The 25,294-nt window shown below is 32.3% G+C and carries 24 protein-coding genes; 8 read left to right on the top strand and 16 right to left on the bottom strand.

What is annotated here, in order from left to right:
* Positions 1-690 (bottom strand): sugar phosphate nucleotidyltransferase (locus tag ACWVCY_RS02265; protein WP_455140064.1); only part of this gene is annotated, 690 nt, incomplete at its 3' end.
* Between the two features lie 609 nt (positions 691-1,299).
* Here ACWVCY_RS02265 and ACWVCY_RS02260 point away from each other — a divergent pair.
* Positions 1,300-1,827 (top strand): hypothetical protein, encoded by a 528-nt coding sequence (locus tag ACWVCY_RS02260; RefSeq protein ID WP_455140063.1) that lies wholly within the window; start codon positions 1,300-1,302, stop codon positions 1,825-1,827.
* Between the two features lie 24 nt (positions 1,828-1,851).
* Here the strand turns inward: ACWVCY_RS02260 and ACWVCY_RS02255 are convergent, their stop codons facing one another.
* A complete protein-coding gene (locus ACWVCY_RS02255) occupies positions 1,852-2,439 on the bottom strand; it encodes a zinc ribbon domain-containing protein (RefSeq protein WP_455140062.1) in 588 nt (195 codons plus the stop codon).
* 247 nt (positions 2,440-2,686) lie between these two features.
* Here ACWVCY_RS02255 and rqcH point away from each other — a divergent pair, with 247 nt between their 5' ends.
* Positions 2,687-4,702: a ribosome rescue protein RqcH gene (gene rqcH, locus ACWVCY_RS02250; RefSeq protein ID WP_455140061.1), complete on the top strand. Its 2,016-nt coding sequence runs from the start codon at positions 2,687-2,689 to the stop codon at positions 4,700-4,702.
* On the opposite strand, the gene ACWVCY_RS02245 is transcribed toward rqcH, so the two are convergent.
* From ACWVCY_RS02245 to ACWVCY_RS02195, 11 genes are all read right to left on the bottom strand, one after another.
* Positions 4,694-5,224, bottom strand: a complete 531-nt coding sequence (locus ACWVCY_RS02245; protein WP_455140059.1) for a CBS domain-containing protein — start codon at positions 5,222-5,224, stop codon at positions 4,694-4,696. The two genes, rqcH and ACWVCY_RS02245, sit on opposite strands and share 9 nt — an antisense overlap.
* A 498-nt stretch (positions 5,225-5,722) precedes the next feature.
* On the bottom strand, positions 5,723-9,043 hold the full coding sequence (gene polC / locus ACWVCY_RS02240) for a DNA polymerase II large subunit (protein WP_455140057.1): 3,321 nt from the start codon (positions 9,041-9,043) through the stop codon (positions 5,723-5,725).
* The gene (locus ACWVCY_RS02235) at positions 9,040-9,747 is read right to left on the bottom strand and encodes a hypothetical protein (RefSeq protein WP_455140055.1); all 708 of its coding nucleotides are present in this window, start codon (positions 9,745-9,747) and stop codon (positions 9,040-9,042) included. Before ACWVCY_RS02235 ends, polC begins: the two co-directional genes overlap by 4 nt.
* On the bottom strand, positions 9,748-10,260 hold the full coding sequence (locus ACWVCY_RS02230; RefSeq protein ID WP_455140053.1) for a hypothetical protein: 513 nt from the start codon (positions 10,258-10,260) through the stop codon (positions 9,748-9,750).
* A gap of 1 nt (position 10,261) precedes the next feature.
* Positions 10,262-11,434, bottom strand: a complete 1,173-nt coding sequence (locus tag ACWVCY_RS02225; RefSeq protein ID WP_455140051.1) for a hypothetical protein — start codon at positions 11,432-11,434, stop codon at positions 10,262-10,264.
* A 42-nt stretch (positions 11,435-11,476) separates the two neighbouring features.
* Complete coding sequence (locus tag ACWVCY_RS02220) at positions 11,477-11,923, bottom strand: hypothetical protein (protein WP_455140049.1); 447 nt, start codon at positions 11,921-11,923, stop codon at positions 11,477-11,479.
* Between the two features lie 16 nt (positions 11,924-11,939).
* On the bottom strand, positions 11,940-12,896 hold the full coding sequence (locus tag ACWVCY_RS02215; protein WP_455140047.1) for a type II secretion system F family protein: 957 nt from the start codon (positions 12,894-12,896) through the stop codon (positions 11,940-11,942).
* A gap of 16 nt (positions 12,897-12,912) precedes the next feature.
* A complete protein-coding gene (locus ACWVCY_RS02210) occupies positions 12,913-13,821 on the bottom strand; it encodes a type II secretion system F family protein (RefSeq protein ID WP_455140045.1) in 909 nt (302 codons plus the stop codon).
* A gap of 23 nt (positions 13,822-13,844) precedes the next feature.
* Positions 13,845-15,353 (bottom strand): type II/IV secretion system ATPase subunit, encoded by a 1,509-nt coding sequence (locus ACWVCY_RS02205; RefSeq protein WP_455140043.1) that lies wholly within the window; start codon positions 15,351-15,353, stop codon positions 13,845-13,847.
* Between the two features lie 144 nt (positions 15,354-15,497).
* The gene (locus ACWVCY_RS02200; protein WP_455140041.1) at positions 15,498-15,950 is read right to left on the bottom strand and encodes a hypothetical protein; all 453 of its coding nucleotides are present in this window, start codon (positions 15,948-15,950) and stop codon (positions 15,498-15,500) included.
* A 15-nt stretch (positions 15,951-15,965) separates the two neighbouring features.
* Positions 15,966-16,895: a hypothetical protein gene (locus tag ACWVCY_RS02195; protein ID WP_455140039.1), complete on the bottom strand. Its 930-nt coding sequence runs from the start codon at positions 16,893-16,895 to the stop codon at positions 15,966-15,968.
* 420 nt (positions 16,896-17,315) lie between these two features.
* Between ACWVCY_RS02195 and radA the strand changes: the two genes are divergently transcribed.
* From radA to ACWVCY_RS02170, 5 genes are all read left to right on the top strand, one after another.
* Positions 17,316-18,359, top strand: coding sequence for a DNA repair and recombination protein RadA (radA, locus tag ACWVCY_RS02190; RefSeq protein WP_455140037.1), 1,044 nt, complete (start codon positions 17,316-17,318; stop codon positions 18,357-18,359).
* A complete protein-coding gene (locus ACWVCY_RS02185) occupies positions 18,349-18,561 on the top strand; it encodes a rubredoxin (protein ID WP_455140035.1) in 213 nt (70 codons plus the stop codon). The genes radA and ACWVCY_RS02185 overlap by 11 nt, the downstream gene beginning before the upstream one ends.
* Positions 18,562-18,620: 59 nt before the next feature.
* Positions 18,621-19,028 (top strand): hypothetical protein, encoded by a 408-nt coding sequence (locus ACWVCY_RS02180; RefSeq protein ID WP_455140033.1) that lies wholly within the window; start codon positions 18,621-18,623, stop codon positions 19,026-19,028.
* 148 nt (positions 19,029-19,176) lie between these two features.
* Positions 19,177-19,989, top strand: a complete 813-nt coding sequence (gene tpiA / locus ACWVCY_RS02175) for a triose-phosphate isomerase (RefSeq protein ID WP_455140031.1) — start codon at positions 19,177-19,179, stop codon at positions 19,987-19,989.
* Positions 19,990-20,045: 56 nt separating this feature from the next.
* Complete coding sequence (locus ACWVCY_RS02170; RefSeq protein ID WP_455140029.1) at positions 20,046-20,717, top strand: hypothetical protein; 672 nt, start codon at positions 20,046-20,048, stop codon at positions 20,715-20,717.
* 8 nt (positions 20,718-20,725) lie between these two features.
* Here ACWVCY_RS02170 and ACWVCY_RS02165 read toward each other — a convergent pair whose 3' ends face one another.
* Entirely contained in the window at positions 20,726-21,397 is a 672-nt protein-coding gene (locus ACWVCY_RS02165) for an HAD family hydrolase (RefSeq protein WP_455140027.1), read from the bottom strand.
* A gap of 154 nt (positions 21,398-21,551) precedes the next feature.
* Between ACWVCY_RS02165 and ACWVCY_RS02160 the strand changes: the two genes are divergently transcribed.
* Positions 21,552-22,595 carry an AAA family ATPase gene (locus ACWVCY_RS02160; protein WP_455140025.1) on the top strand — a complete coding sequence of 348 codons (1,044 nt, stop codon included), beginning with the start codon at positions 21,552-21,554 and terminating at the stop codon, positions 22,593-22,595.
* A gap of 169 nt (positions 22,596-22,764) precedes the next feature.
* On the opposite strand, the gene ACWVCY_RS02155 is transcribed toward ACWVCY_RS02160, so the two are convergent.
* Both ACWVCY_RS02155 and ACWVCY_RS02150 read right to left on the bottom strand, forming a co-directional pair.
* On the bottom strand, positions 22,765-23,085 hold the full coding sequence (locus ACWVCY_RS02155; protein WP_455140023.1) for a hypothetical protein: 321 nt from the start codon (positions 23,083-23,085) through the stop codon (positions 22,765-22,767).
* 4 nt (positions 23,086-23,089) lie between these two features.
* Positions 23,090-25,156, bottom strand: coding sequence for an ABC transporter permease (locus tag ACWVCY_RS02150; RefSeq protein WP_455140021.1), 2,067 nt, complete (start codon positions 25,154-25,156; stop codon positions 23,090-23,092).
* Positions 25,157-25,294: the final 138 nt, after the last annotated feature.

The following is a 25,294-nucleotide window of genomic DNA, read 5'->3' as shown; positions in this document are numbered from 1 at the left end:
ATTAGCTTCTAAAATATGCCAGGGGTATCCAATATCAGTCCAATGCTCTTTGATAAGGAACACTGAAAACTCAAATCCTTTTAAAATGGCCATATTAACTATATCAGGTAATTCAATTTCTCCTCTTGGAGAAACGGCAATTCTGGGATATAAATCGAAAATAGCTCTAGGAAGGGTCATAATTCCTGCATTGATCATGTTACTAATAGGTTTTGGACTTTTTTCATGTATTTTAACTAATAAATCGTTCTTAAACTCAAGACACCCATAAATTTCTGGATTGGGGACTTTAGCCGCTGCAAATGTTCCAAGTTTAGGCGCATTTTTTACTGATACTTCAAGGAAGGAAGAAATATCTTTTGAAAGTGCAAAAATATCCCCATAAAACATAAAAAACATTTCTGAATTTATTAAATTTTCACATATTTGTACTGCATGTCCTGTACCAAGTTGTTCTTTCTGATTAACCCATTCGATTTTAAATGGGAAATCGTACTTTTCCACTCTTCTTTGAATTTGATCTGCCTCAAACCCAATGACTAATATTACCTTATCAACATGGTTTTTGAGATTGTCAAGAATGTGAAATAGAATTGGTTTCCCACCAATGGGTATCAATGGTTTAGGAAATTTATTTGTGATTGGATTTAATCTCGTCCCTTTCCCCGCTGTAAGGATTAATGCTTCCAATTTTTCAGCCTCAGAACTATTTTACTAATAATCTGAAAGTAGAATTAGTATTGTATTAGTAAAGTTGATCAAATTTTGTAATTCTTTTCTACTACTTCTTTGCTAGATTTTAGATATAAAGAAATCGTTCATTCAGTTTAATTGTTAAGAATTAAATAATGAAGATTTAGGAGGTATTTTTAGATTGGAAAACAAATTTCTTAGAATAGAACAAAATATTCTATTTTTTTGATTGAAAATATTTTGGAAAATCATTCCACAATATTAGTTAAAATATTATTAAGAGGAGAAAGAAAAAGATTTAGTAGGATTTAGAGTTTTTTTACAATTTTAAGGATTTCAGGGTCTCTTTTCTAATTTAAAAGTAGATATGTAGAGAAACAATGAAGAAGATCTATTGTTTTAAAATGAATTTAGCTGGTTAAAAGAATATAAATTGTAATTATCAGTTTCGTTTTAGAAAGTTTTTTATGTGAACATGATTCAATATTACATGCATATATCACGGTGTTATAGTCTTTTCAGATATTTTATGCTAAATAAACTTTGATTCAAATTACTGGTCATCCAGTCTTTCGACATATAACAAACCAATAGGAGTGCTTTGGATTGAACAACACCGAATATCGTACCTCTACTTCTGTATCATCCGAAATAAATCGGTTGGTACGCGATATAGATAAACATCGTGCCATTGCTTCCGATTTTTATGAGGAATTACTAGGGCACGCTTCCTTCTTTAAATCATCCAAAGAAGGTTCAAATGACTCCGATGAAAGAAAACGTCGTTTTAAACGCATGGGAGTGATTTTAGAAGAATTAAAAGAAGAATATTGGGAAATATGTGATTTAATACTTGAATTAAATGGTGTTGAATTGTTTGAGAGCAAATCAACGGAAGAAGGGCTACGAATCTCACGAGAATTAATTGAATTTCTTACACAACTTGAACCAACTGTAAGAAATGCTCATAAAACATTACGATCTAATGAACTGGGAACAGTTGGTTCTGATCTACTATCTAGTATCAAAAATCAGAAATTCTTCACATTAAATGAGGTTCTGCAAAATATATTTACTGAAATAAATGCCTTAAGCGAACAATTCAAAGATTTACGACAAAAGAGAATAATGTAAAAGGGGAAATCCCCTTTTTTTTATTTATTCTATAACCAGTTCTCCACATTTAGGACAAGAGAAAGCTCCAGGAGGTATTTTTTCACCACATTTATTACAAATCCATATCTTCTTTGTACTATCAGTTGACCAAATTTTCCGTGTTGGGACTGATTTTGGTACTGGCTTTTTAACTTTTGTTGCAGAACCTGTTGCATAAGCTGTTATTGTTGCAACAATAGCACATGAAATTGTTCCAAATATAAACTCTGATATTGCACCTAATTCAATTGTTGGAACATTTACAATTAAAAGAAATGCTGCTCCCAGTATAGTACCAAAGAATCCAGCGAATCCTCCCCAAAACCCTGATTTAGCCCTTATACCAGCAATCAAGCCTGAAATGGCCCAAGCAACGAGAACAGCCCAAAATGAATATAATGTAGTAGCATTTAAGTTCATACCATAAAACATTTGTTGAATTACGGCATTAAAGTCTAAGGCTGTAAGGGAAGCGGCATGACTTGGATCAAATATTAACTGAGTAAGTTCTAATGCTGATAATCCTATGCTCAACACCAATATTGTGTTTATTATTGGATTTGTAGTTTTATTTGACGAATTTTGTGACATTAATGACATCCTTCTATTAAATTAATGAATTTAGAGGGGAAATTAAAAAGCAAGTTTACAGATTAAAGCTTTCTATGACAATTATTAAATTATATTGAATTAAGGTTAATATTTAGATAGAAGTAAATTTACTGTGATTAGACTAGAATAGTCCAAAATTAGAGTTTAAAACCCAATGTCTACAAATAAAACAGTTAAGATCTTTTGATTTGATTTATCAAAGAGTTGTCATACAAAAATGAACAAAATGTCAAATTTAGATGTATATGCGATTTCAAAGGAACTTCAAGCTCTTGTTGGATATAGAGTAGATAATATTTATCGTGATTCATCGGATAGTTTTTATTTGTTTAAATTTAAAGGAACTGGGAGTTTTAAAAATCCAATATTATTGATAGAACCAGGAGTCCGTTTTCATTTAACAGAATACAAACATGAAGTACCTCAGCGTCCAACGGAGAAGATTATGGCAGTAAGAAAACATTTAAAGGGTTCAGAATTAGTTAAAATTTGTCAAGTTGAATTTGATAGAATTATAGAGATGACATTGGTAGGAAAGCAGAAGTATCGAGTTTATGTTGAGCTTTTTGGGACAAAACCAAATTTTGTTATTGTGGGAGAGGAGAATAAGGTAATTTCAGCTTTGTGGTATAGAAAAATGCGTCATCGCGATCTTTTACCAGGTAAGGAGTTTGAATTACCTCCAAGTAGTGGAAAGTCAATATTTCAACTTAGTCTTGAGGAATTAAAATCAAACCTAGCTTCCAGTGAATATCAAAACGAGGAAATTGTTAGAGTATTAGTACGTAAATTTGGGGGAGGAGGGGGCCTTATGGAAGAAATTTTATACAGAGCTGGGATTTTAAAATCAATTCACTGCTCTGAAATAACAGAAAAAGAAATTATGACTTTTTTATCTATTTTCAAAGAAATAGAAATAGAATTAATCAACTTAAATCCTTCTGTAATTCTTGATAAAGACAATAAACCAGTTTTATATCAACCAATAACTCTAAGATCAATAGATGGTTTTTTAAGAAAGTTTGATACTTTTTCTGCTGCTATGGACTATTATTACTCTTCTACTCTTCCTCAGATTTCCACAAGTATAATATCAATTGATCGAAAGCGGAAAAAGATACTAGCAATAAAGGAGAAACAGGAAAAAGCAATTAAAGAGTTTACAGCGAAGGAAATGAGATACAAATTGCTTGGAGACCGAATTTACGAGAATTTTCATTTAATTGATGATTTATTAAGTACAATAATGCAGGCACGTAAAAAGAATATATCCTGGGAGGAGATTATGAAAAAATTTGAAAGTGCAGGAACTCACAGCTTTCCTTCTTTGAAAATTCTCAAAGAAATAGTTCCCGAAAAAGGAAAAATTATTCTAATATTGGATTCAGAAGAAGTTGAAATCGATTTTCGAAAATCTGCTTCAAATATAGCTAATGATTTCTATGAAAATGCCAAAAAAGTATCAAGGAAAATTGTACCAGCCCAAGAAGCTCTTGAAAAAACAATTGAGAGACTAAATAACCTATCAGAGGAACTTACTATTCAAAAAGAAGCTGCATCGTTGAATTTAAAGAGACGAAAAAGAAAATGGTATGAAAAATTTCATTGGACTTATTCAAAAAATAATTTTCTAATTATTGGAGGAAAAGATATTTCAGGAAATGAAGAGTTAGCTAAACGGCGATTAAATGAGACTGACCTATTTTTTCATGCTGAGCTTCAAGGTGCTCCTTATACTATATTGAAACGAGAATCCAATGATTTGGATCCTTCAGAAGAAGACATTAAAACTGCTGCTCAATTAGCTGCTTGTTTTTCAAGTGGTTGGAAAGTTGGATATGGTGCAGTAGATGTCTATTATGTAACTGGTTCAAATGTGAGTTTTTCAGCACCAAGTGGTGAATATATACCAAAGGGGGGAATAATGATTAAAGGAACTAGGAATTATATCAGGGGAGTTGAATTAATTCTAGCAATCGGTATAGAATTTGATGAATATTCCGCTAGAATAATTTATGGAAATGAAGAAAAAATAAAACTAGTAAGCCAAAATTACATTTTGATCAAACCTGGTTCCGAACCAAAAGGAAAATTAGCAAAAAAAATCCAAAAAGTCTTTATTGAGAATGCTAACTCATCTGAAGAGCAAGCAAAAATACGTGCGATAGATTTGAACGAATTTGTTCACGCCATACCACATAATTCAGTGATCTATAATGTTTTCTTTTCTAAATCAGTCTAAATCTTCATTAGAGGTGTCATCCTCAAGATTTGCTTTTATACAATCCGAACATAATGTATAACCATTAGTTACATTTAGAAATTCGGAATAATTACCACAATCATCACAAAAGCCTTTAAGTTTTGGGTATTCTAATTCATTTGTTGTATTTTCTATTAAAAGTTGTTCTAGTCTAATTCTCATAAGACCAGGTGCAAATTTTAAAATATCATTAGTTGACACTATTCCAAGTGGTTTGGATAAATCATTGTTTTCAACAACAAGAATTCGTTCAATATTTCGTTTTGCCATATATAACATACAATTCTCCAATGTTTCATCAGATGAAACATAAGCAATTGGATGGGTCATCACATCTTCAACTAAAATTATGCCAGGATCAAGAGCACAGCCAACAACTCGATTTATAATATCACCTTTGGTAATAATTCCTAGGATCTGTTCATTTTTTATGACTACTGATCCTACATTATGTTCTTTCATTAGTTTAGCAGCTTCTGCAACGGGTTGATTTCTTGGCATTGAAATAATCCTAGATTCTTTTTTTAGTAAATGCTTAATTATTACCTCATTTTCTCTTTGAATCACAGTATAAAGACACTCCTTGATTTCATGATAACTCATCGTAAAAATATAATAGTTTTAATCCCAAAAAAAGGTTTGCATCTATTGTCAACATCTGGACTAATTTTGGTTATTTGATATAATACTATTGTAATACTTAAAATATTTGAATTATTAATGTTCACAATATAAAGAAAGACATAAAGAAGGTAAAAAGTTGAAAATTTAATCAAAGAAGGGTCAAAACTATGTGAAGTACCATTTAAATACTGTATTTTAAAATAAGATATTATTTTTATTCAAAAAATAAACGAAAATGTATTAAATTTATCATTTTTAATAATATGGTAAAAAAAATATCTTCATGAATGAAATGACCCATTAGATTATTAAAAACTATTCTCATTTGCTATTATAACTTGATTGATATGATATTTAATTTTAAGATTTCATCAGTTAGAAAAGAGTTGTAGGACGTAATCCAATCTCAAATACCTGACGCTTATTTATTTCTAGTAATTTTATCCAAGAGTCTAAATATTGCGAAATACTTGAAGCATAATTTTCTTCTAGTTGCGTTATAATTTGTGTGTATCGCAATACCCAGCCTTCAGAAAGAGTTAACCCGATCTTTTCTTGTCCACAGGATGAACATTTACCTGATAGAGGGATACGTCGGAAGTTTCGGTTACATCTTAGACATCTAAAAGGTTGAGAGAAGAATTTTTCTAAAGAAGAGTTATATTTTTCTAAAAAATCGTTTTCTAATATTTTTTCAACAAACTCACTCTCTTGAGTACCCTGAATTTTTTTAAGGATTGAAAGACTTGATTGAATCTTTGAAATAAGTTTACTCTGTTTAAGCGGATTACTAATATTAAATCCTGAGATGTTGTCAATCTTATGAATTTTTGGATAAGAGTAATTTAAATTAGAAATTTTGTAGACCAGAAGATCTTTTTTGGTAGGATTACTTTTTAATTCTCTGAAAAATAGTAGATTCATAGGAATGGATTCACTCATTGCATAGAATGACAAATCTTCCCAAGAATCTGGCATATTCAAAACCATAGGGACATCCATTGTTCCCCCTCTAGTAGTGGGAATAAATTCTTCAGAAAAATTAATTAAAACATCAAGTAGAAGAGTAAACGAGTCTATGTCTCCATTACAGTTACGTCCCTTTAATTTATGCCAAACTGGATGTGCATAAAGAACATCAGTTGTGGTAGAACCAATAATTCGTCCGATCACTCCAACCTTAGAAAAAGGGGAAATTCCGACAATCAAAGAACCCATTAGATCTTGGAAGGATTTTAATCTGAAATAGGCTGGCAAATCGTAAAATTCAGTTAATTCATCATCAATAAATTTAGTTAGTTTTAAAAGAAATTTTTCAGATGACTTACTAATAATAACATCATATGGAAAGAGTTCTATTAATTGATTTTCATTTTCTAGCTGCTTTCCTTCAATATCATGGTCATAACCAAGACGGATAAGATCTTCAATCGATGTTCCTACTTCCAGAGGTTTGAAACATAATAAGGGGGCATTTGTAGTATCAAACCGACTAGTTCCATCTTTATAGACATATATATCATGTCTTGCTCTCAAAACACCTTTGTTGAGATTCTCTGGAATTTTATTTTTAGTATTAAGATAAGAAACCGCTTTAAATTTTTCTAAATTTGAAATATCACTTTTATTTACCTTTAGCAGTTCCTCAAAGGCTACAGAATGTGGTTTAGAAGGAACACCATAATTTCCACATACAGGACAATTTTTTGTTTCAAAAGTATGGTTATTTCTGCACAAAAGTTTTTGAGTTGTTTCTTGATTACAGTCTGGGCAGTAAACATAATAAACTGTTTTTTGACAGGACGAACAGTATCGGTTCGAAAGGTTAAGAATTACTGCCTTTTCTTTTATTACTTTTAATAAATTTCTTTGAGACCCTCCTAAGGATCCGATGGGAAAAAGAACGTGAGATGGAGGATTTATATGACGAGGTTCAGCTTTTTCTACTCGAACTATCTGAGTACCAAGTCTACGTTTTGATTTTGATCTTATTGGTACTCCGATTAATTTAGATACAATTTCCTCAGTCTCATCCTCAATGGAGAGATTATTTATTATTTGATCTAAATCAAGATTTTCATCTTTTAAACGAGTTAAAATGTGCTGAAAATCATCAAATTCAATCCTTTCATTACTAACAGAAAAAGGAACACCTAAAAAACTTAGAATCCTTTTCATTTCATCATTATTGGGAATTTTTGGTTCTTCATTCTTAATAATATGGTCTAATAAAAGAATTAAATCACTAATAGCTATATTATTCCAATTAAAAGAAAATTTAGGGTGCAAAGGCACTTTTGTTAATTTAGATATCAAATAAACTTTTTCAGGATTCAATTGAATGACTGATGGATTATCAAGACAACTTTTTAAAATATTGAAGTCAACAGATAAAGCTCGTGCTAAATTTTGAATCGAACCAAATTTCCTTATTGAGGCATTAATCACCTCCATTGCCCACCATTCCTCGGTCCAGGAAGATATATCAAAAGCTTCCTGATCAGGAATATCATCAGGACAAAGTAATAATTCTCCTAATTCCCAGATTTGTATGATTCTATTTTCATATTCTTTAAATGTTTCAATATTGTCAATCCGTACTAAAGAGCCATCTTCAATTGTTACTAAAGGACCTGTTAAACTAGAAACTGGAAGTGTTATTAAATTTCGTTCTATTAAGTCAATTTTTATTGACGTTCCTGGCGAAATGATTTTTAAAAGCATCATTGTCGCTGGATTTACACCAACTGAACCAAATCCAGTATTGCGTGTGCGTCCATACCTTAATTGAAACCCCCCTTGACCAGATGATTTTGATAACAATGGTTGAGTACCTCGAATTTCTCGATCACCAAAAACTAGTTTATTCTTTTTTACAAAATGAAAACTTCTATCTAACCAGTTCCATTCTGGAATTTCAGCTAAAATTTTATATCGAGTAATCAGGTTTATATTATCCATAAAACGTTCTAATGCTACACACATTCCCATTCTTAATTGGTTTGATAGAGGTGGAAGATTTCTATATTTAACAACCTCAATTCTTTCATAGGATTCACCTGAGATTTCAATACCAATATTTTGGAGTATTAATTTCGCTAAATCCTTTTTCAAATCAGGAATTCGATCACTTAGCTCATAATAAAGCTCTAATTCCTCAATATATCTTCCTATCATTTCAGGTGTAGCGTTAAATCGATTTAGATGCAAGATTCTGCGTAGGTAATCCGCAATTAGAACAACTAATCCTATTACTTCCCCAGGGACATAGCGAATAGTATTGGAAAAAAAAATTGTCAAATGTGAAGTCTTTTCTGAAATAGCTATTTTTGGAATAGCCTCTTCGGGAACAGAAATCAATCCTTGACTTAAGATAACACATGCGCTTTGGAGTGCAATTAGAATTAGCTCCTCTCGAGGCAATTTTAAATAATAACCGTTTACTATCTGTTTGGCTATTTCTGCTGCAAGTAAAAGTGAGTTCTCATGGAAAACGATGTTTGATGGCAAATTTTCTTCTAAACCAACAATATTTATGATTGAGGAAATTCTTAACTTTACAGAATATGTTATTATAGATTCTACGTTGCATCTTGGGTCATATTTCCGATTTCGTGCTTGTTGTGCTAAAGAAAATTGATTGTTCAATGATTTTTTTATCTGTGTAACATAATTGGTGAATTCTGGAAAAATCATGAAAGAATCCTAATCCCATTAGGTAAAGTTACGTTAAGTATACCAATATTATTTATTGAAGTAAGTTTATCGAAATAGAACACTCCAGTTTGGTTTAAATATGGATTGGGTATCAATGGTATAGTTCCATTTAAAATAAAGATACTATAGGGATTTGTTGGCTGAAAAGATTCTCTTCGTTTACTAAAAATAAAGATCTGATTATCAAATACTTCAACACGAGCATGGAATACTAAATTAAATATCTCTTCTATAGTTAGGGAAGTCGTCAAGCTTGTTAATTTTAATTTAAAGTTTGCTGAAACTTCACTAGAATAAATATTTCCATTGGTCACATTTGTATATGGTGGTTGTTTTGCATTCATTTGAAAAGTTTCTTCAATAAATGAGAATTCCGCTAGTATACCTCTGGTTATTGCCAAATATTCTAAATTTTTCAAAAAATCTTTAATAGACAGTTTAGCATTTTCTTGAGACATTCCTGAGTTATTTTGTGTGTATTTGGATAAAATATATTCTAAAAAGTTTTGAATTTCCCTTTTAGAGTCGAAATATGGTTCTGAGAGAGATTCTCTATTAAATTCAAGTTGATTTACTTGTATGTTCATTAAAGCTGCGGCCATTGAAACAATATAAATCGCTATAAGCATTGTTGCTAAAATAAACATTTGCCCCTGTCTTGATTTATTAAATAACTTCTGCATCTATATTTTCTCCCATAAATAAAGTTTAACTAAATAGCCATTCTGAAATTGACCATATTCTGCAGATGTGTATGATCCAAGATGATAATTAATAATTACTCCCTCTCCTCCAGTTTGAAGTGCTGCAATATCTGCAGCTGAGCCTAAAATCGTGTTATATGAATCAGAAGGCACTCCATTGACTAAATCATGAGCAATAAGTATAAAACCATAATTATCACTCAAAATGGAAGTAATATAGGCATCTAGAAGACTAAGAAAATAGGTTGCTTCATCTGAATAAATAGGATTGAATTTAAGATAAATAGAAGGTCTAAGATAACCTGCTTCGTCAGCTGTGCTTAAAATGTCATAGCCAGTTCGATCTAGAAATTTATATGATTGAGGAGGATTTAAGCTTTGGTCCGCAGCATTAATAAGCAATAGAGCGAGAACTAACATTAAAGAAACAGCTACCAATGTTTCAGCAATTTGTAACTGACCACGCTGTCTCCTTTTTTTTAAATATTTCATTTTACTCACTCCAAAGAGTTATTTGACATCGCATTAATAAACCACGGACAATCACAGGATAAGTTTTACTCAATAAAGCTTTGATTCTAATATTATCACTTATATGACCCAAAGTATTATAATACTGTCCTTGTTCCTCTGTCTTATCCAAAATAGCTGGATAAGTTCCAATACCTACTCTATAATAATCTGTATATTGTGAAATACTAAGAAGTATGACAAGGCCAGTTTCTGGTAGTAATATTGTTTCATTTCCATCCCAAGACATAGAACCTAAATCTAGAAAATGTGATGAATATGAATGTAATGTATCTTTGTAGATTATCGAAATGAAATGATTAACAGGTGTATCTGTTGTAGGTAAAGTATCGCTTACAAGCAAAGCTGAAGAATTAATGCCACCTGCCCAAATAGTCGTACTTGAAGAAGTTCCGATAAAAGCTTGAGGAAAAACAGAGTCTATGCTTCCCCAATTTACACCCCAAAGAACACCTGTCTCGGCTACTACCAAGATGACATGTTGTCCATCTGGATCATTAAAATGCGGAATCTCATACGTATAAGAACTCCCTCCAGTAGAATTCGTGAGTAGATCCTCTCCGTATAGCAATTGTGCATCTTTTAAGTTAACAACTATTACTTTAGAATTAGCTTTAGGGATTGGAGTATTGTAAGGATTTGTAACAACAAATTCTACTCTATTATGGGTTTGATTTACACTGATTAGAGTAAGAGATATCTTTAGGCTTTGTTGAAGGGAGATTTGAAATTCTCTCTTTCCAGATAATTTGATAACATCTTTCAAAGTTTCATAATCATAATTATTCATTCCAGAGATAGTAGAAATTCCCGTTCCACTAATAAGACGAGCAATTTTGGCAGCATCCAGAGCAAAATATCCATAATAATGACTAGTGGCTAAACCGAAATTATTAGGTAAATTTTTTAGATATCCCCAATCATCTGTTCCTGATTCCCGTAATATCATACGGCTAAAATTGTCGAGATCATCATATGAGATTGTCCCTACATCAGTACGATTAATATTAGATTGAATGTTAATTATAATAAGGAGTAATTGTGAAAGCATTAACAAGAAAAGGAAAAGACTGATGACAAAGTCCACAGCTCTCATTTGTCCTTTTCGTTTTTTGTTTAAAAGTTGAAATATCATTTATGCTTCCCATCATATTGTGATAATTTGTTAATTAACATCCTAAGAAATATCATCGGTTGATCCAACATTAGAAACTTCTAGCTGAATTACAATTTCCTCCAATTTATCCTTTAATTCAAGTAAGGTGGTTTCTAATTCAGTTAGCTGTAATCCTTTCTCTAAAAGAGTTGTTGCTTGAGCAATTAACTCATCTGCTTTTTCAGCTTTCTCTGATCTTATATTTGAAGTGATCTCTGATAGTGTATTCACTTTTAAAGTTAATTCAGAGATATTTTTTTCCATAATTCCTAATCTTCCTTCAATTGGTGCAAAATCGACTTCTACAGGGCCAACTGCAACATTAGGAGCTGAAGAAGAGATTGGTTTTGGTAATGAACCCCCTGAACCCATGCCTTGGACAAGTAGAAATTCCATATTAGTAAGTTTGTCTTCCAAACTAGATATTTTTTCTAATATTTCTGTTAATACCTTTTCATCTTTACCCATTATATCACCATTTATCCTAGAAAAGCAGAACAGTTATTTTAAAGAAAGCATAGGAGATAATCAATAGAATACATGAATGTCTCAAGCCTATTTTAGCATCTCCTTCACCCATTTTTCCTGAAATTAATCCAGCAAATATTGCTTCAATAATCATAAGGTGGAAAAAGAGTAATTGAAGTCCTGCAACATTCGATGGGAGTTTTGCAGTTGCTACTTGTCCAGCTGAAACAGCATCAACTATTTGAACTGCAAGGGTTTGGAAGAAGGAATAAAGTAAGATAATCATTACAATCGCAAATACAATGAAAGAGGCATATATTATCCAAGTATAAGGTTTCATTGCTGAAAGTCTTTCCCGTTTTAAACCTAAAATCTCAGAAACATGGTTATGTGCAGATTCAAATACATCTTCAATGGCTCCACCTGATCGTTCAGCCTCTAAAATCAACAGCGAGGTTCGCTTCATTAAAGGAGTGTCTGCAGTTTCAGTTAAACTTCGAAGAGCTTTGCTGAAAGGTATTCCCCAACTTATTTTAGCGGCCATTTTTTTTAATTCTGGTGTAAGTGCTCCATATTGATGCTTTGAGGATTCCATTATTGCTCTAGGTAATGGTAAACCTGTTTTTTGAGCATCAGAAATCTCTCTAAGAAGAGAAGGAATGTGGTCATCAATATTATCCCGCCATTTTTGATTCGAATGATAAGCTAGAGCAGGTATTAAAAGGAGAGCTAGAGCTAGTAAAACTGTAATATCTAAAACATCAAAAAACTTGAAGATAGGATCTAAAGAGACCTCACGTATAGTGAATAAGTAAGGATCATTTTCAATAGGAGGATAAACAGGTTCTGTTCTTTCAACAATATGCTGAATAACTGGACTATAGAAAAATAATGAAATCACTAATGTAACAAGAAACAAAAATATTGAGAGTATCCAAATCCTTTGTTCACCTTTTGTAGTAAGTTTTCCCATTCTTTCTTGCCTCCATTTAAATTTCTCGTGATATTGTTGAAATTAGTAAAAGCATCACTGTTAATAGGATTGGCATCAAAAAATAGGTAAGTAGAACCATAATTATTCCACCTACAGTTGCATCCTTAGTGATAACAGCTAAAATAGCAATAATAACAACAAAGAAAAGAGGTGAAACTACTCCGATGATCATAAAAATTTCTGATAAAACCCCTAATTGTTCAATAAACTCTTTTGTTTCTTCTTCTTTAAGTTTCATTAGCGCTTTACTCTCAGCTGTTAAGAAAAAAGTTAAATCACCACCGCTAGTCACTGTTGCAGACATACCATCAAGAAATTTGGAGAATCTTTCTGAAGGAGACCGTTCGCTCGCAGTTCTAAGTGCTTTTAAAATATCATAACCAAAAATTTCAATATCACGTGTTATACGTTTACTCTCCTTGGAAATTTCAGGAGCGACTGATTCTTCACCTGCAAGTGAGTAGAATAATCTATCTGGGGGAACTCCAGAACTTGACATAGCAGACAGATAAGAAGCGGTTGATGGTAAACCAGCTTCAATAAGAATTTTACGATCAGCAGCCTTCATTTGAGGCCAATATATGAATGGAATATAGGTTATTATGGCAAAAAATATTCCTAGTATTATGCCTATAATAATACTCAATAATAATTGTCCATTGGCGTTGATTTGAGGAGTTAATGATTGAACAAGTATTAATACTAATCCTGTACTAAAAAATAAGACTAATAATCCAACAATAATTGAACTGAGTATTGCACTTCCAAGATATGCACGAACAGAAATGTCTATTCCTGCTTTTTTTAAACTTCGACCTAATCGCTTAAACTTTCCCCCTTCAATCCATGGTTCTAGATACCTCCCAAAACGGAGATAACCAACTCGCCTTATAAACTTACTCAAAGTAAAACGCTCCACAACGATTTTTAGACAGCTTTTAGTTCTCTTTTTGCTCGATCTACAGTTTCTAAAGGATTTTGATAATAATTGTTAATAACTTCAGCAACTTGTGTGTAATGGGCCAATTTTTTCTTTACTTGCCATCTTAAAATGGTTTTACGCCTCTCAATTTCATCATAAACTTGGGAATCTGTCAATCCTTGTCCTTCTTGTATTCCTTCAAGAATATAAGACCTTCCATAATTGATAAAGGCGTCTTCGCGTGCATTCCAACCAAAAACTTTATTTGTTATTAACTCTGTGGTTACCGGATCAATTCCCACGATTTCTGTCGCCTCAATAACCCTTCTTACTTGCTTATCCCCACGTCGAACCTTTCGAAGGACAATAAGCAGATTTAGAGTTTGAATTAATGTTCGAGGAATATTCATGGGTTCATTTTCAAGTCGACGTATAGTTCCTGTAACACTATCTCCGTGTATTGTACCCATTCCTGTATGTCCTGTTGCCATGGCTTGGAAAAGGTTATAAGCTTCCGAACCACGAACTTCACCAACAAATAAATAATCAGGCCTTTGTCGCAATGCAGCACGAAGTAGATCATACATTGATACTTCCCCACGTCTAGATCCATCTATTTCTCGTCCACCATATCCTTCTCGAGCCACGGCTGGAATCCAATTTTCATGTGGTAAATGAAGTTCTGCAGTATCTTCAATAGATACTATTTTCATTCCTGGTCGAATAAACATTGCTAAACTATTAAGAAGTGAAGTTTTACCTGCAGCTGTACCTCCAGCGATAACTACTGAATTTCTATTCTCTAAAGCATACCAAAGAAACGCTGCAAGATCTTCATCAATTGTATTGAATGTTATCATATCAGTTATGGTTAGTGGATCAGAACGAAATTTTCTGATTGTAAAAGTACTACCCCTTTGAGTAACTTCTCTACCATATGTTAACTGCAGACGACTCCCATCAGCAAGAGCTGCATCTAATAAAGGTCGTGCAACACTAATATGACGTCCTGAACGCTGAGCAAGCTTAATAATAAAGGCATCCAGATCATCTTCGTTATCAAATTTTATATTAGTTTGAATACTTTCAAATTTTCGGTGCCAGATATAAACAGGAATTCCAACCCCATCACACGAAATGTCTTCAACATTATGGTCCTTTAGCATTGCATCTATAGGTCCAAATCCCACAAAATCTCGTGTTATATGATAATTGATTTTGTCAAATGTTTTCTCATCTAATTTTAAACCGTAATTTTTAGCAATACCGATGACTTTCTGTCTTAAGTAATCTCGAGCAACCTCAGGGTTTTTAAGAACATTAAAGTCGACATCTAATTCTTCTTCTAATGTACTCTTGATCATATCCAAAATTTCTTTCTCTTTAGCACTAAGAGGAACTTCAACGACGGTATATTTAGTTTGTTTTGATTCTGGGTCAGTTGCAACTAGTGCGTAACTAAATGGGGGGATTAAAGGATATGTTTCACGAATTAAACTACTCGATTCGGACATTTATTCCTAACCTTCTATTTATTAATTAATTAATGGAGTTAAAAATTTCTCATTAGGTTAACAATTTTATTTAGATTTTAATTTAATTATTTATGTATTTGATTTTTTAGATGTGATTATTAGGATTATGTAATATCTCAAATATTAAGTTATCTGGATATTAAGATCCAGCCCAATCTTTCCTATAGATAAAATAAGTATCTCATTGACGCTTTGAAAAGCTGTATTTGCCACAATAAGGTTGAATTTACTGTTGATCATGAACGATTGTATACGATTTACTTCATATTTCGTGGTAAAGCCATGAAGTTGGATTTCATTATTAGATACATTAGTTATTTCAATAGAATAACGAAGTCCTTGACCAAGTAGCGATGGGAGATTTATATATTGGTTTATTGTAATATTTCCAGAGTCACAAAGTTGCAATGATTGCTGGATTTGACTTTGCAGAAATTCGAGAATTTCTCGCATTTCTAGATTAGCTAAATTATCCCGAAATTCTTCACTTAAAGTAAGAAACATTGAATTAGTCAAAATCACTAAGCTTAAACCTAGAGTAAAAATCATCATAAAAGTAATATATTGAGACGCCATATTATTTTACTCTCATTATGTGCTTAAACCAATTTCATAGACAATTTTTTGAACAACAATATTGAAATAACTTATTTGAGTAAGCCCTCTTATATTTTGGGTGCTCCAAAGATCATAAGAAACGGTACCTGTATCACGAATATCTTCCCATAATAAATTTAACTGAGAGATTGCAGGGTTACTTGGAAGGGTTATTGGGGAAGATGTAAGTTGAGTAGAATGAACTTTTATTTGAGTGGATGAAGAATGGATAACATCAAAATTTGCTGAAAGGGAAATAAAGAAAACTTGGAATTTTATTTCAGGCTCAGGAGACGTAGAGACAGTTAAATGAATAGAAGTCCTGTAATTCAAGATGATATGATGCCTTCGATCATTCAAGTGACTTAGAGTCAAATTTGTCAATTCTTGATATTCAGTACTAGCAAAAGCACCTGTTAAAAAAACTGGATCACGATGTTGATATGGATCAGGGCCTAACAGGTATTTTGATGTCCCTCGTGGTACTATTGTTCTTGGACTGTTATAAACCCAATCAAGTGATTTGACTGGATGTCCTGAATCAATATTTGTGAAATTATAAACGATTTCCGAATCTTGATCAACTAGTTTTAAGGAAATATAGGCTGATGCAGGAGAAAATACTAATTTACCAGCAGATTTTTGAAAGAGTGTGGTTCGAAAGCCACCTGGGTCACCACTTTCACTGATTAAAGTTTTAATCGTTGTATCTAGATCAAGAAGGCTATTTTTTACCGTAGAAATAGCCTCCTCACTTTGAGCTCTTTCGATAAATGGTACAACCTGTATAAAGGTCATCATAACCCCTGTGATAATCAAGCCAAAGATTATTACAGTGGCTAAGATAGGAGATACAGCTTTTCTTTTATTGGATAAAAGTCTTACAATCTGCAAATAAAGAGGACCGAGGTAATGAGTAACCAAATTTAATCCCTGCAATTGAAATATAAGTCTAATATATATTTTAGGGTTGTTAAATCCTGTATAGTTATTACCCTAAAATATTAGATATAAGCATTTTTGTAATCCCTAAAACTCATGAATAAAATAAATTATAATTTAGTATATTGTTTATAAATTTTCTAAATAGTGTTTCCTAAAGATCAGGAGAGAAGTAAAAAAATCCCTGGGATTTATTTATCTATCCAAATTTCTAGGGAACTATCTTTATTTGAAGAAATCACTAGGGAAATATTTATTGAAGTATAAACTAAAGAACAAGAAGAATCTCACTTCCAATCAGAGTTTAATTTGACAAAATTATTTTAAGAAGAACATATAATCAGAAGGAATGTTCTGGACTTAACAGTAAGAAAGAATAGAAATCTCAGGAAAGGGAATAAAATGTCCCCAAAGAAAAAAATCGAAAATTCAGAGGACGTAGAAGAAGAGAAGTCAGAAGATAAGAGCAGAAAAACCTCTAAACTAACTAGCATTACAGATCTTCCAGGAGTTGGGCCATCGACTGCTCAAAAACTAATAGAAGCAGGATTTTCCACATTAGAAGCCATAGCAACGGTCTCTGTTGGAGAATTAGCCTCAATTGCTAATATGGGGGAGAAAACAGTGACTAAAATAATCGAGTCAGCGAGGGAGGCCTTAGATATAGATTTTGAGACTGCTAAATCAGTCTTAAATCGAAGAAGAGAATTAGCTAAAATAACTACTGGAAGTAAACAATTAGATGAATTATTTGGAGGAGGAATTGAAACTGGAGCTATAACTGAGCTTTATGGAGAATTTAGAACAGGTAAAACCCAAATTGCGCATCAATTATGTGTTACAGTTCAATTACCAAGAGAAAGAGGTGGTTTAAAAGAAGGAGATAATTTACCTAAAGTTGTATATATTGATACTGAAGGAACTTTTAGACCTGAAAGGATCGTGGCTATGGCTGAACGATGGAAAGATGTATTAGAGGTAGATATAGCTCTTGAGAATATTCTACATGGAAGAGCTCACAATAGTGATCATCAAATGGTATTAGTGGAAAAGATGATTAAAGAATATATTCCTGTTCAGAATGTTCGATTACTAATTGTAGATTCGTTAATTTCGCATTTCCGTGCAGAGTATGTAGGAAGAGGAACACTAGCATCTCGTCAACAAAAACTCAATCAACACATTCATACAATTCTACGTGCTGCTGAGGTTGGTAATATCGCAGTAATTGTGACTAATCAAGTACATGCAAAACCTGATCAATTTTTTGGCGATCCAACAGCTCCAGTAGGAGGGCATATTGTAGCTCATGCAGCACAAACCCGTGTTTATCTCCGAAAATCAAAAGGAGAAAGAAGAATTGCACGAATCGTTGATAGTCCCCTCTTACCAGAGAGTGAAGCAATTTTTGGGGTAACTGCAGAGGGAATAATTGATGTTGAATAGGGAAAATACTGGATATATCATGCCAAAAGATTGGTGGCGCTGTAGTGTATGTGGATACGTCTATAAACCTGAGATAGGTGATGCTGTATCAAAAATTCATTCAGGGACCCTATTCGAAGAAATTCCTAACACATGGGTATGTCCAGTATGTTTTGCAGAAAAAAAAATGTTTTTCAAGTTTAACACCTCAAAAAAAAGATAGGATAAAAAATTAAATTGTATAAAGTAAATTTTCTTTAATCAAATATGGAAATACAAGATTTGAATAAAACTACTGATATTCTAATAATCCTTTTCTGTGTTTTAGTCACTCTAATCGATTTAAATAGGTTGGGTTTAGATATTGTTTTGTTATTGGTTGTTTATTTGATCTTTCTTATTTGGGCAGTAATTTTAACATTTAATTTGAGTAATATAGCAATAGAATATGCTTTTCCAGATGAAATTTATGTATTAAGTGGTCAACGATCACGTCGTGTCATTAGAACCACTGTATTAGTTGCATCAGTTGGATTACTATTAATATTTACTGTATTATTGGTTAATCAAGTCTCAGAAGCGAAGGGTTTAGCAGTGGCTATTAATATTATAGCATTAAGAGTAGCTTTTCTAGTATTATCTCCAGAAGAGAATCCATACTTCTTTATTCATCCCCATAATTATTCTTAAAATTTACTCTGGAAAGTTTACATATTTTCATTAGTAGAAGACTAAAGAGATTATTTGATAAAAAAATTATTCTGAATAGGTACCACCTCAAATAAATGAAAACTTTTCATTAGTAAAAACCACTCAGCAAACAAAGAGATGATTGAATATGCGAAGATTTGTAATAGGCGGAAATTGGAAAATGCAAGTTTTAACTGTTGATGATGCTGAAAAAAAGGCTCAAACAATTGCCTCTACAATAGAAAATATTAAACGGGTAGAGGTGTTTATTGCTCCCCCATTTAACAGTTTATTTAATGTAAAACAGATTATTGCTAAAACCAAATTAAGAATAGCAGGTCAGAACATGCATTATATTGAACAGGGGGCTTTTACAGGTCAAATTTCAGTATTATCTTTATTAGATGCAGGGTGTAATTATGTGATTCTTGGCCATAGTGAACCACGAAGAATTTTCGGGGAGTCCAATCAAACAATTAACTTGAAAGTGCTTAAAGCATTACAACATGGGCTTAAAGTTGTCTTATGTATTGGTGAAACAGCTAAAGAACGCGAAGAAGGACTAACAAGGGAAATTAATAGTTCACAGCTAAGCGAATGTTTATTTGGAGTTTCTGATGAAGAACTTAAGAAAATTATTATCGCTTATGAACCTGTTTGGGCGATTAATAATCCTTATTTGAATCCTGGTATTGAAATAAAGCCTGCTACTCCTACTCAAGCCGCTTCTGCTCATAAAATGATAAGAGATTGGATTAGGAAAGAATTTGGTAATCCAATTGGAGAGTGGATACGTATTATCTATGGGGGTTCAATGAGCCAAAGTAATGCACGAGAACTGTTGGAGATTACAGATATTGATGGAGGTCTTATTGGAGGAGCCTCTTTAACAGCTGAAAGTTTTACTCCAATTATACAAATTGCTGAAGAACTTTCTAAAGATATTGAAGAGCTTCGTTAGAATTATAATATTTCAAATATTAAATAAAGAAGTTCCAAGTCACTCGGGTGTAGAGATTGAGTATACAAACTGATAAACTTCCTCAAATTATTGTTGCTGAATATGCTGTTCATAAATTAAAGGATCAATTTAAATTTAAACTAGGTTTTCGGCCCTCACGATCAAAAGATGATTTAGAAGAAATTTTAAGAAAATGCGAGGCAGCATTGATGATCCTCAAGTATTCATATCTGTCTCTAAAGGATCTCCATGAACATAAAGATGTTATTTTAATTCAAAAAATGGCACAAGAATTACGAGAAGCTATTAATCCTGCTTTACAAACTCCATCAACTCATAAGTTAAGTTACGCAATATTAAACTGGGGAGTACAGCTTCTTGAAGGTTTTCAAAACAGATTACAAAAGGAAGGATTTGAAATAGGGGTAGGAATAGATATTAAAGCAGTAAGGATTCGGAATGTTCAAAAAATCGGAGAATTTGTTAAAGCTCGTGTATCTGATAGTCAAGGAGAATATACAGTAATGACTAACCTCACTACGATAAAACCAAACCTAAAATTAGCTGTTTCTTTTCTTCCACCAACTGAAGTTGCCGGAGAGATTTCAGAAGCTATGTTTTTAGGTTTAGAAGAACGAATTGAACCTGTAGGATCATTTTTAAATCCTAAGGAATTTGATCTTAAGGATATTAATGCAATACTCTTCAAGTTGATAAAAAAGAAATAAATAAAAGTTTATTCAAAGAAAGAAATTATTTCTCTCAGATCTTTTCCTTGACAAACAAAATCAGCAGCTTTCGCTACCTCTTCTGAACTAGGTTCAATAGCAATTGAAATACCTGCAGCTTCAAACATCTCGATGTCCGCGGATGCATCTCCAATAGCTAAACAATTATTCTTATCAATATTGTATTTTTTAAGTATTGATTGTAAAATTGTACCTTTCTTTTTCCATCCTATGTTAATTTTCACTTCTCCTGTAATTTGATTGTTGATCCGAACTATATCATTGGCAATCCAATAATCAAATTTATATTTTCGTGCAATTTGATCTACAACAGTAAAAAGCCCCATTGATAAGATAGCAAGAGTAAATCCTTTTTCCTTTAGAAAAGTGACTAAACCGGATAGTCCATCCCTTAATACAATTGTTTCGAGAGCTTTGTAGTAATCACTCTCTAAATATCCTTTCCATGTTTTAGCATCTAGGCGACAAAATTCATAATAAGAAATTTCTCCTTTTAGGAATTTTGCCAAAATAGCTTTACCGTGAGACTCCCATGTGCCAAAATAATCGTGCACTGTTTTCCATGAGGATGAATCAGATTTTAAAGATAGAGTTCCGTCAAAATCAAAAACAGCAAGGGAATGGGAGGTAACATGAATTTTTCCATTTTTAATTAACATACAATAGGATAAATAATGGAAGCGAAAAATAATTTTGGTTAATTAGAAAAGCTTAATTATAAAAACTCTGAAGTAAGCTGAAGATTTGAAATTTGACTTTAAAAATGAGGATTCAATATAGAACTTGCAATAATTAAATAGGTAGGAAAACTAGGTGCGCGTTATAGTTAGTGGAATTTCTGGGTCTGGACGATCTGACGCTGTTCGTGATTTAGAAGAATATATTAAACAAAATCACCCGAAGAAGAAATTAATAATCATGAATACCAATCGTATGATGCTCGAGGCTGCAGAAGAACTGAGGATGGATGTAAAACGTGAAAAGATGTTAGATCTTTCACCTTCAACTCTTCAAGCATTAAGATCAACTGTTTTTGAACGAATAATTCGGGAAGTGAAAGAGTATGAATCCCAAAATGAAGATGTTGCCGTGATTATCAATACTCATGCAACCTTTAGATGGCGTGAGCATCTGATGCAAGGATGGGATTTTTTTTATTTAACAAAATTGAAACCAGATATTTTCATAACAATTATTAATGTGATTAATGATATTTATAATACATTAGAAGCCAATCCGCTTTGGGGAGGTATGAATAATCGACTACAATTAGGAATTTGGCAAGAAGAGGAAGCATTCACTACTAAACTTATGGCGGAAATATTGAAAAAGCCTTTCTATATAATAGCAAGAAAACAACCTCCTGAAACTTTATATTTACTCATTTTTAAACATGAGATTTCCGAAAAAGTCTATCTCTCTTATCCTATGACACATATCAAAGATGAGGAAAAAAAAAAGGAAATACAAATCTTAGCAAACAAACTTAGAAATCTTGGAATGGTTGTATTTGATCCTGGAACCATGGAACTCGAAAAAGTCTATGAAGACATTCCTGATGACATTCGTATTTATGATTTTTATCAAACTGTCTATCGTGACTTCCAGTTAATAGATCAAGGAACTATGGTTGTTGTATTTTATCCAGAAATTGTCCATTCATCTGGTGTGGTTAATGAACAAGCTTATGGATTCCGAAATAATAAATATGTTTTTGCTGTTTTTCCAGCAGAAAATTATAGCCCGTTTACAAGTTTTTTTGCAGATAAAACCTTTATCTCAGTAGCTGATTTGGTTAAATTCCTGAAAGAAGAGTTCATCCCCTCACGTAATAAAGAAAAGAAGAATTTAGACTGAATCAATGGGCTCTTTATATCTATTTTTTTCCATACTAATAATATAGAGAAGCTTAGAACATTAATATATGTTATTAAATCTCCTGAAATGACCCCATTAGCTGATAAATCATACCTATTTAAATCTATTAAACTTTAAATAGTTTAATTAATTGAAGGGGTGATATCTTTCAATCCTCAGTTGCAATAATAGTTAAAAATCCAATTAACACGAAAAAGACTAATGGGATTAATAGGATAAATATTTCTGGGATTTTCATTGCTCTAAACTCTGTGTTAAAAAGTATTAAATATAATGGATACGCTAGGAGTTTAATGATCATTATAAAAAGATTTACAAATGAATAACCTGCAATTTCAGCAATGATTAACCAAGCCACAATAAAAATAATAGCACTTTTATATTCTATGATATAAGCTGGTAAATCTTTCAAGAATCTAATTATTTTCTTTGAATATTGTGATCGATTTGGGGGTTGTTCAACTGACATTTTTTCATCCGCCAAATGCTGTTCCTGTTTTTTCACCAAGTAATTTTTGTGTAATTGTCATTCCTATTGCTGCTACAATCAATTGAATCAATCCCATAACACCAGCAGGGGCTATAGGATATCCCCCACGATTTATTTCATCATAAATTCCTTTTGTCAATGGGTCTGATAAACTAGTGAAGGGAAAAAATGGTTTAAAAGGTTCATTTATAGGCGTAATCATGATAGAGGTCGAAACTTCTGTAAAACTCGTTATTAGAGTCAAAATCCCCCCTGCTAACACACCACTCGCCATTAAAGGTATTGTTACCTTCCTAAGTGTAGTTAATGTGGATGCACCCAAATTATGTGCGACTTCTTCTAGAGATTCATGAATTTGACGAAGAACAGCGGTTGATGACTGCACAGCATAAGGCATCCTTCTAACAGAATAAGAAACAACAAAGATAAACCAAAAAGAGGTGAATCTAAATTCTAATGGTGAATTAGGGGTAGAAAGGAATATTTCTCGAATTAAACTAGTTATATTTCCAATAATCGGTATAAGATCAAATTCTGCGGGTAAAAGACCCCATAAAGAAGTAGTTGAACTAAAGAATGAAATATATCCTGATGCTAAAACAATGCCTGGGACGGCAAAGGGCATGGTCGAAAAAATTTCTAATGATCGAAGATTTAATAATTTACCAATAAAAAAGAAGATAAGAGCAGTTACAATTGCAAATGCAAACATAGTTAGAACTTTCTCTGTTGATCCTATAGAGAGCCTTGATGCTGCTTTTGCTCCTAGAATAAGTCCTGCATAGCCTCCGATAATCGCCATAATAGTAGTTATTCCATTTAGCTTCTTCTTTCGGACAATAAGATATGCAACGGTTATTCCAATAAAAATTGTTATAAACATTGCTAAGATCGAGTAAACTAGGGAATTAATGATCATATCTATAACCTTTTCTTTGCTTAATGTTGTTGTTACTCCTTCCAAAGTCCAAAGGGTGGGTATTATTTCCCCAATATTGATTTTTTCAACAAAGGCTACAAAAATGATCCCAAGATGGGGAAGAAGCGATATAATCAATAGAAATGAAAGAATAAAATAAACAAGAATTAATTTAGATTTTGATGGAGTTTGCATCATTCGATCTAATTTCATTCCTGAAACTTTTTCTGGAGCATAATCTTTCATCCCAACAAGTTTAGAGGCAAATAATAGCGCAAGAACACTAATTATAAGTAAAATAATCACAAGTGCATAAGCTTCATAAAGATGTGTCTGTCTTTCATCTCTAATATCTTTAAAAACAACAAAAGGAGCAAATTTTGGGAATTCTAAAACAATTGGAGTACCTAAATCGCTAATTGACCAAATAAATACGAGTACAGCTCCTGCAACAAATCCTGGTGTTATTAAAGGTAGGATAATCTTTCGGTACAAGTTTAATCCCCAACTTCCTAAATTTCTAGCTTGCTCTTCTTGAGCAGGATCAATCTTACTATATGAAGCAGAAGCATTGAAGAAGATAAGGGGCCAGAGATGAATAGATTGCATGAAGATGATTCCCCAAAGTGAAGAACCAAGTAAATCGGGCAAACCAGGAATGAATAGCTGAAGAAAATTACTAACAATACCATTACGATCTAATAGACGACTTAATCCAAATGTTCCTACAAAAGGAGGGGATACTAAAGGAAGGATAGCTAATATCTGGAAAAATCTTTTACCAGCAAAATGATATCTAGCAAAAATAATAGTTACCGTCAAACCAATAATACAACAGATAAAAGTGGTCGTGAAACCTGTGAAAACTGTATTGAATAAGCTTGTTCGATAAACAGTGTCATTGAATACGAAAATAAAGTTGTCAAAGAAATTATTTGGTTCTGAAAAGTTAAAAGCTGCAATTGAGACATTTAAAATTGGTAATAACATATAAAAACTGAATATAAACATTAGGATTGAGAATATACCTAAGGATTTGAATTCATAATTGGCAAATAAAGATTTTGTCTTTTTTTTTGTCTTAGGAGCTATTTCTTCTTTGAACTTTTTTGTTAAGGTAGCTGGTATCATTTTCGATCCTTCTAATCAGGAAGATTCCTTTTTATTTAATTTTATATGCTCCTTTAAAAATATCTTGGCAAAATTAAAATAGAGTTTTTTTCAGATGGTTAGTAAAAAAAAAAGAGAAAGATCAGATTTTAAAAAATC

The organism is Candidatus Hodarchaeum mangrovi, assembly GCF_975850365.1.
Note: the sequence above shows the minus strand (reverse complement) of the source record. Positions and strands in the feature narration are given on the sequence as shown.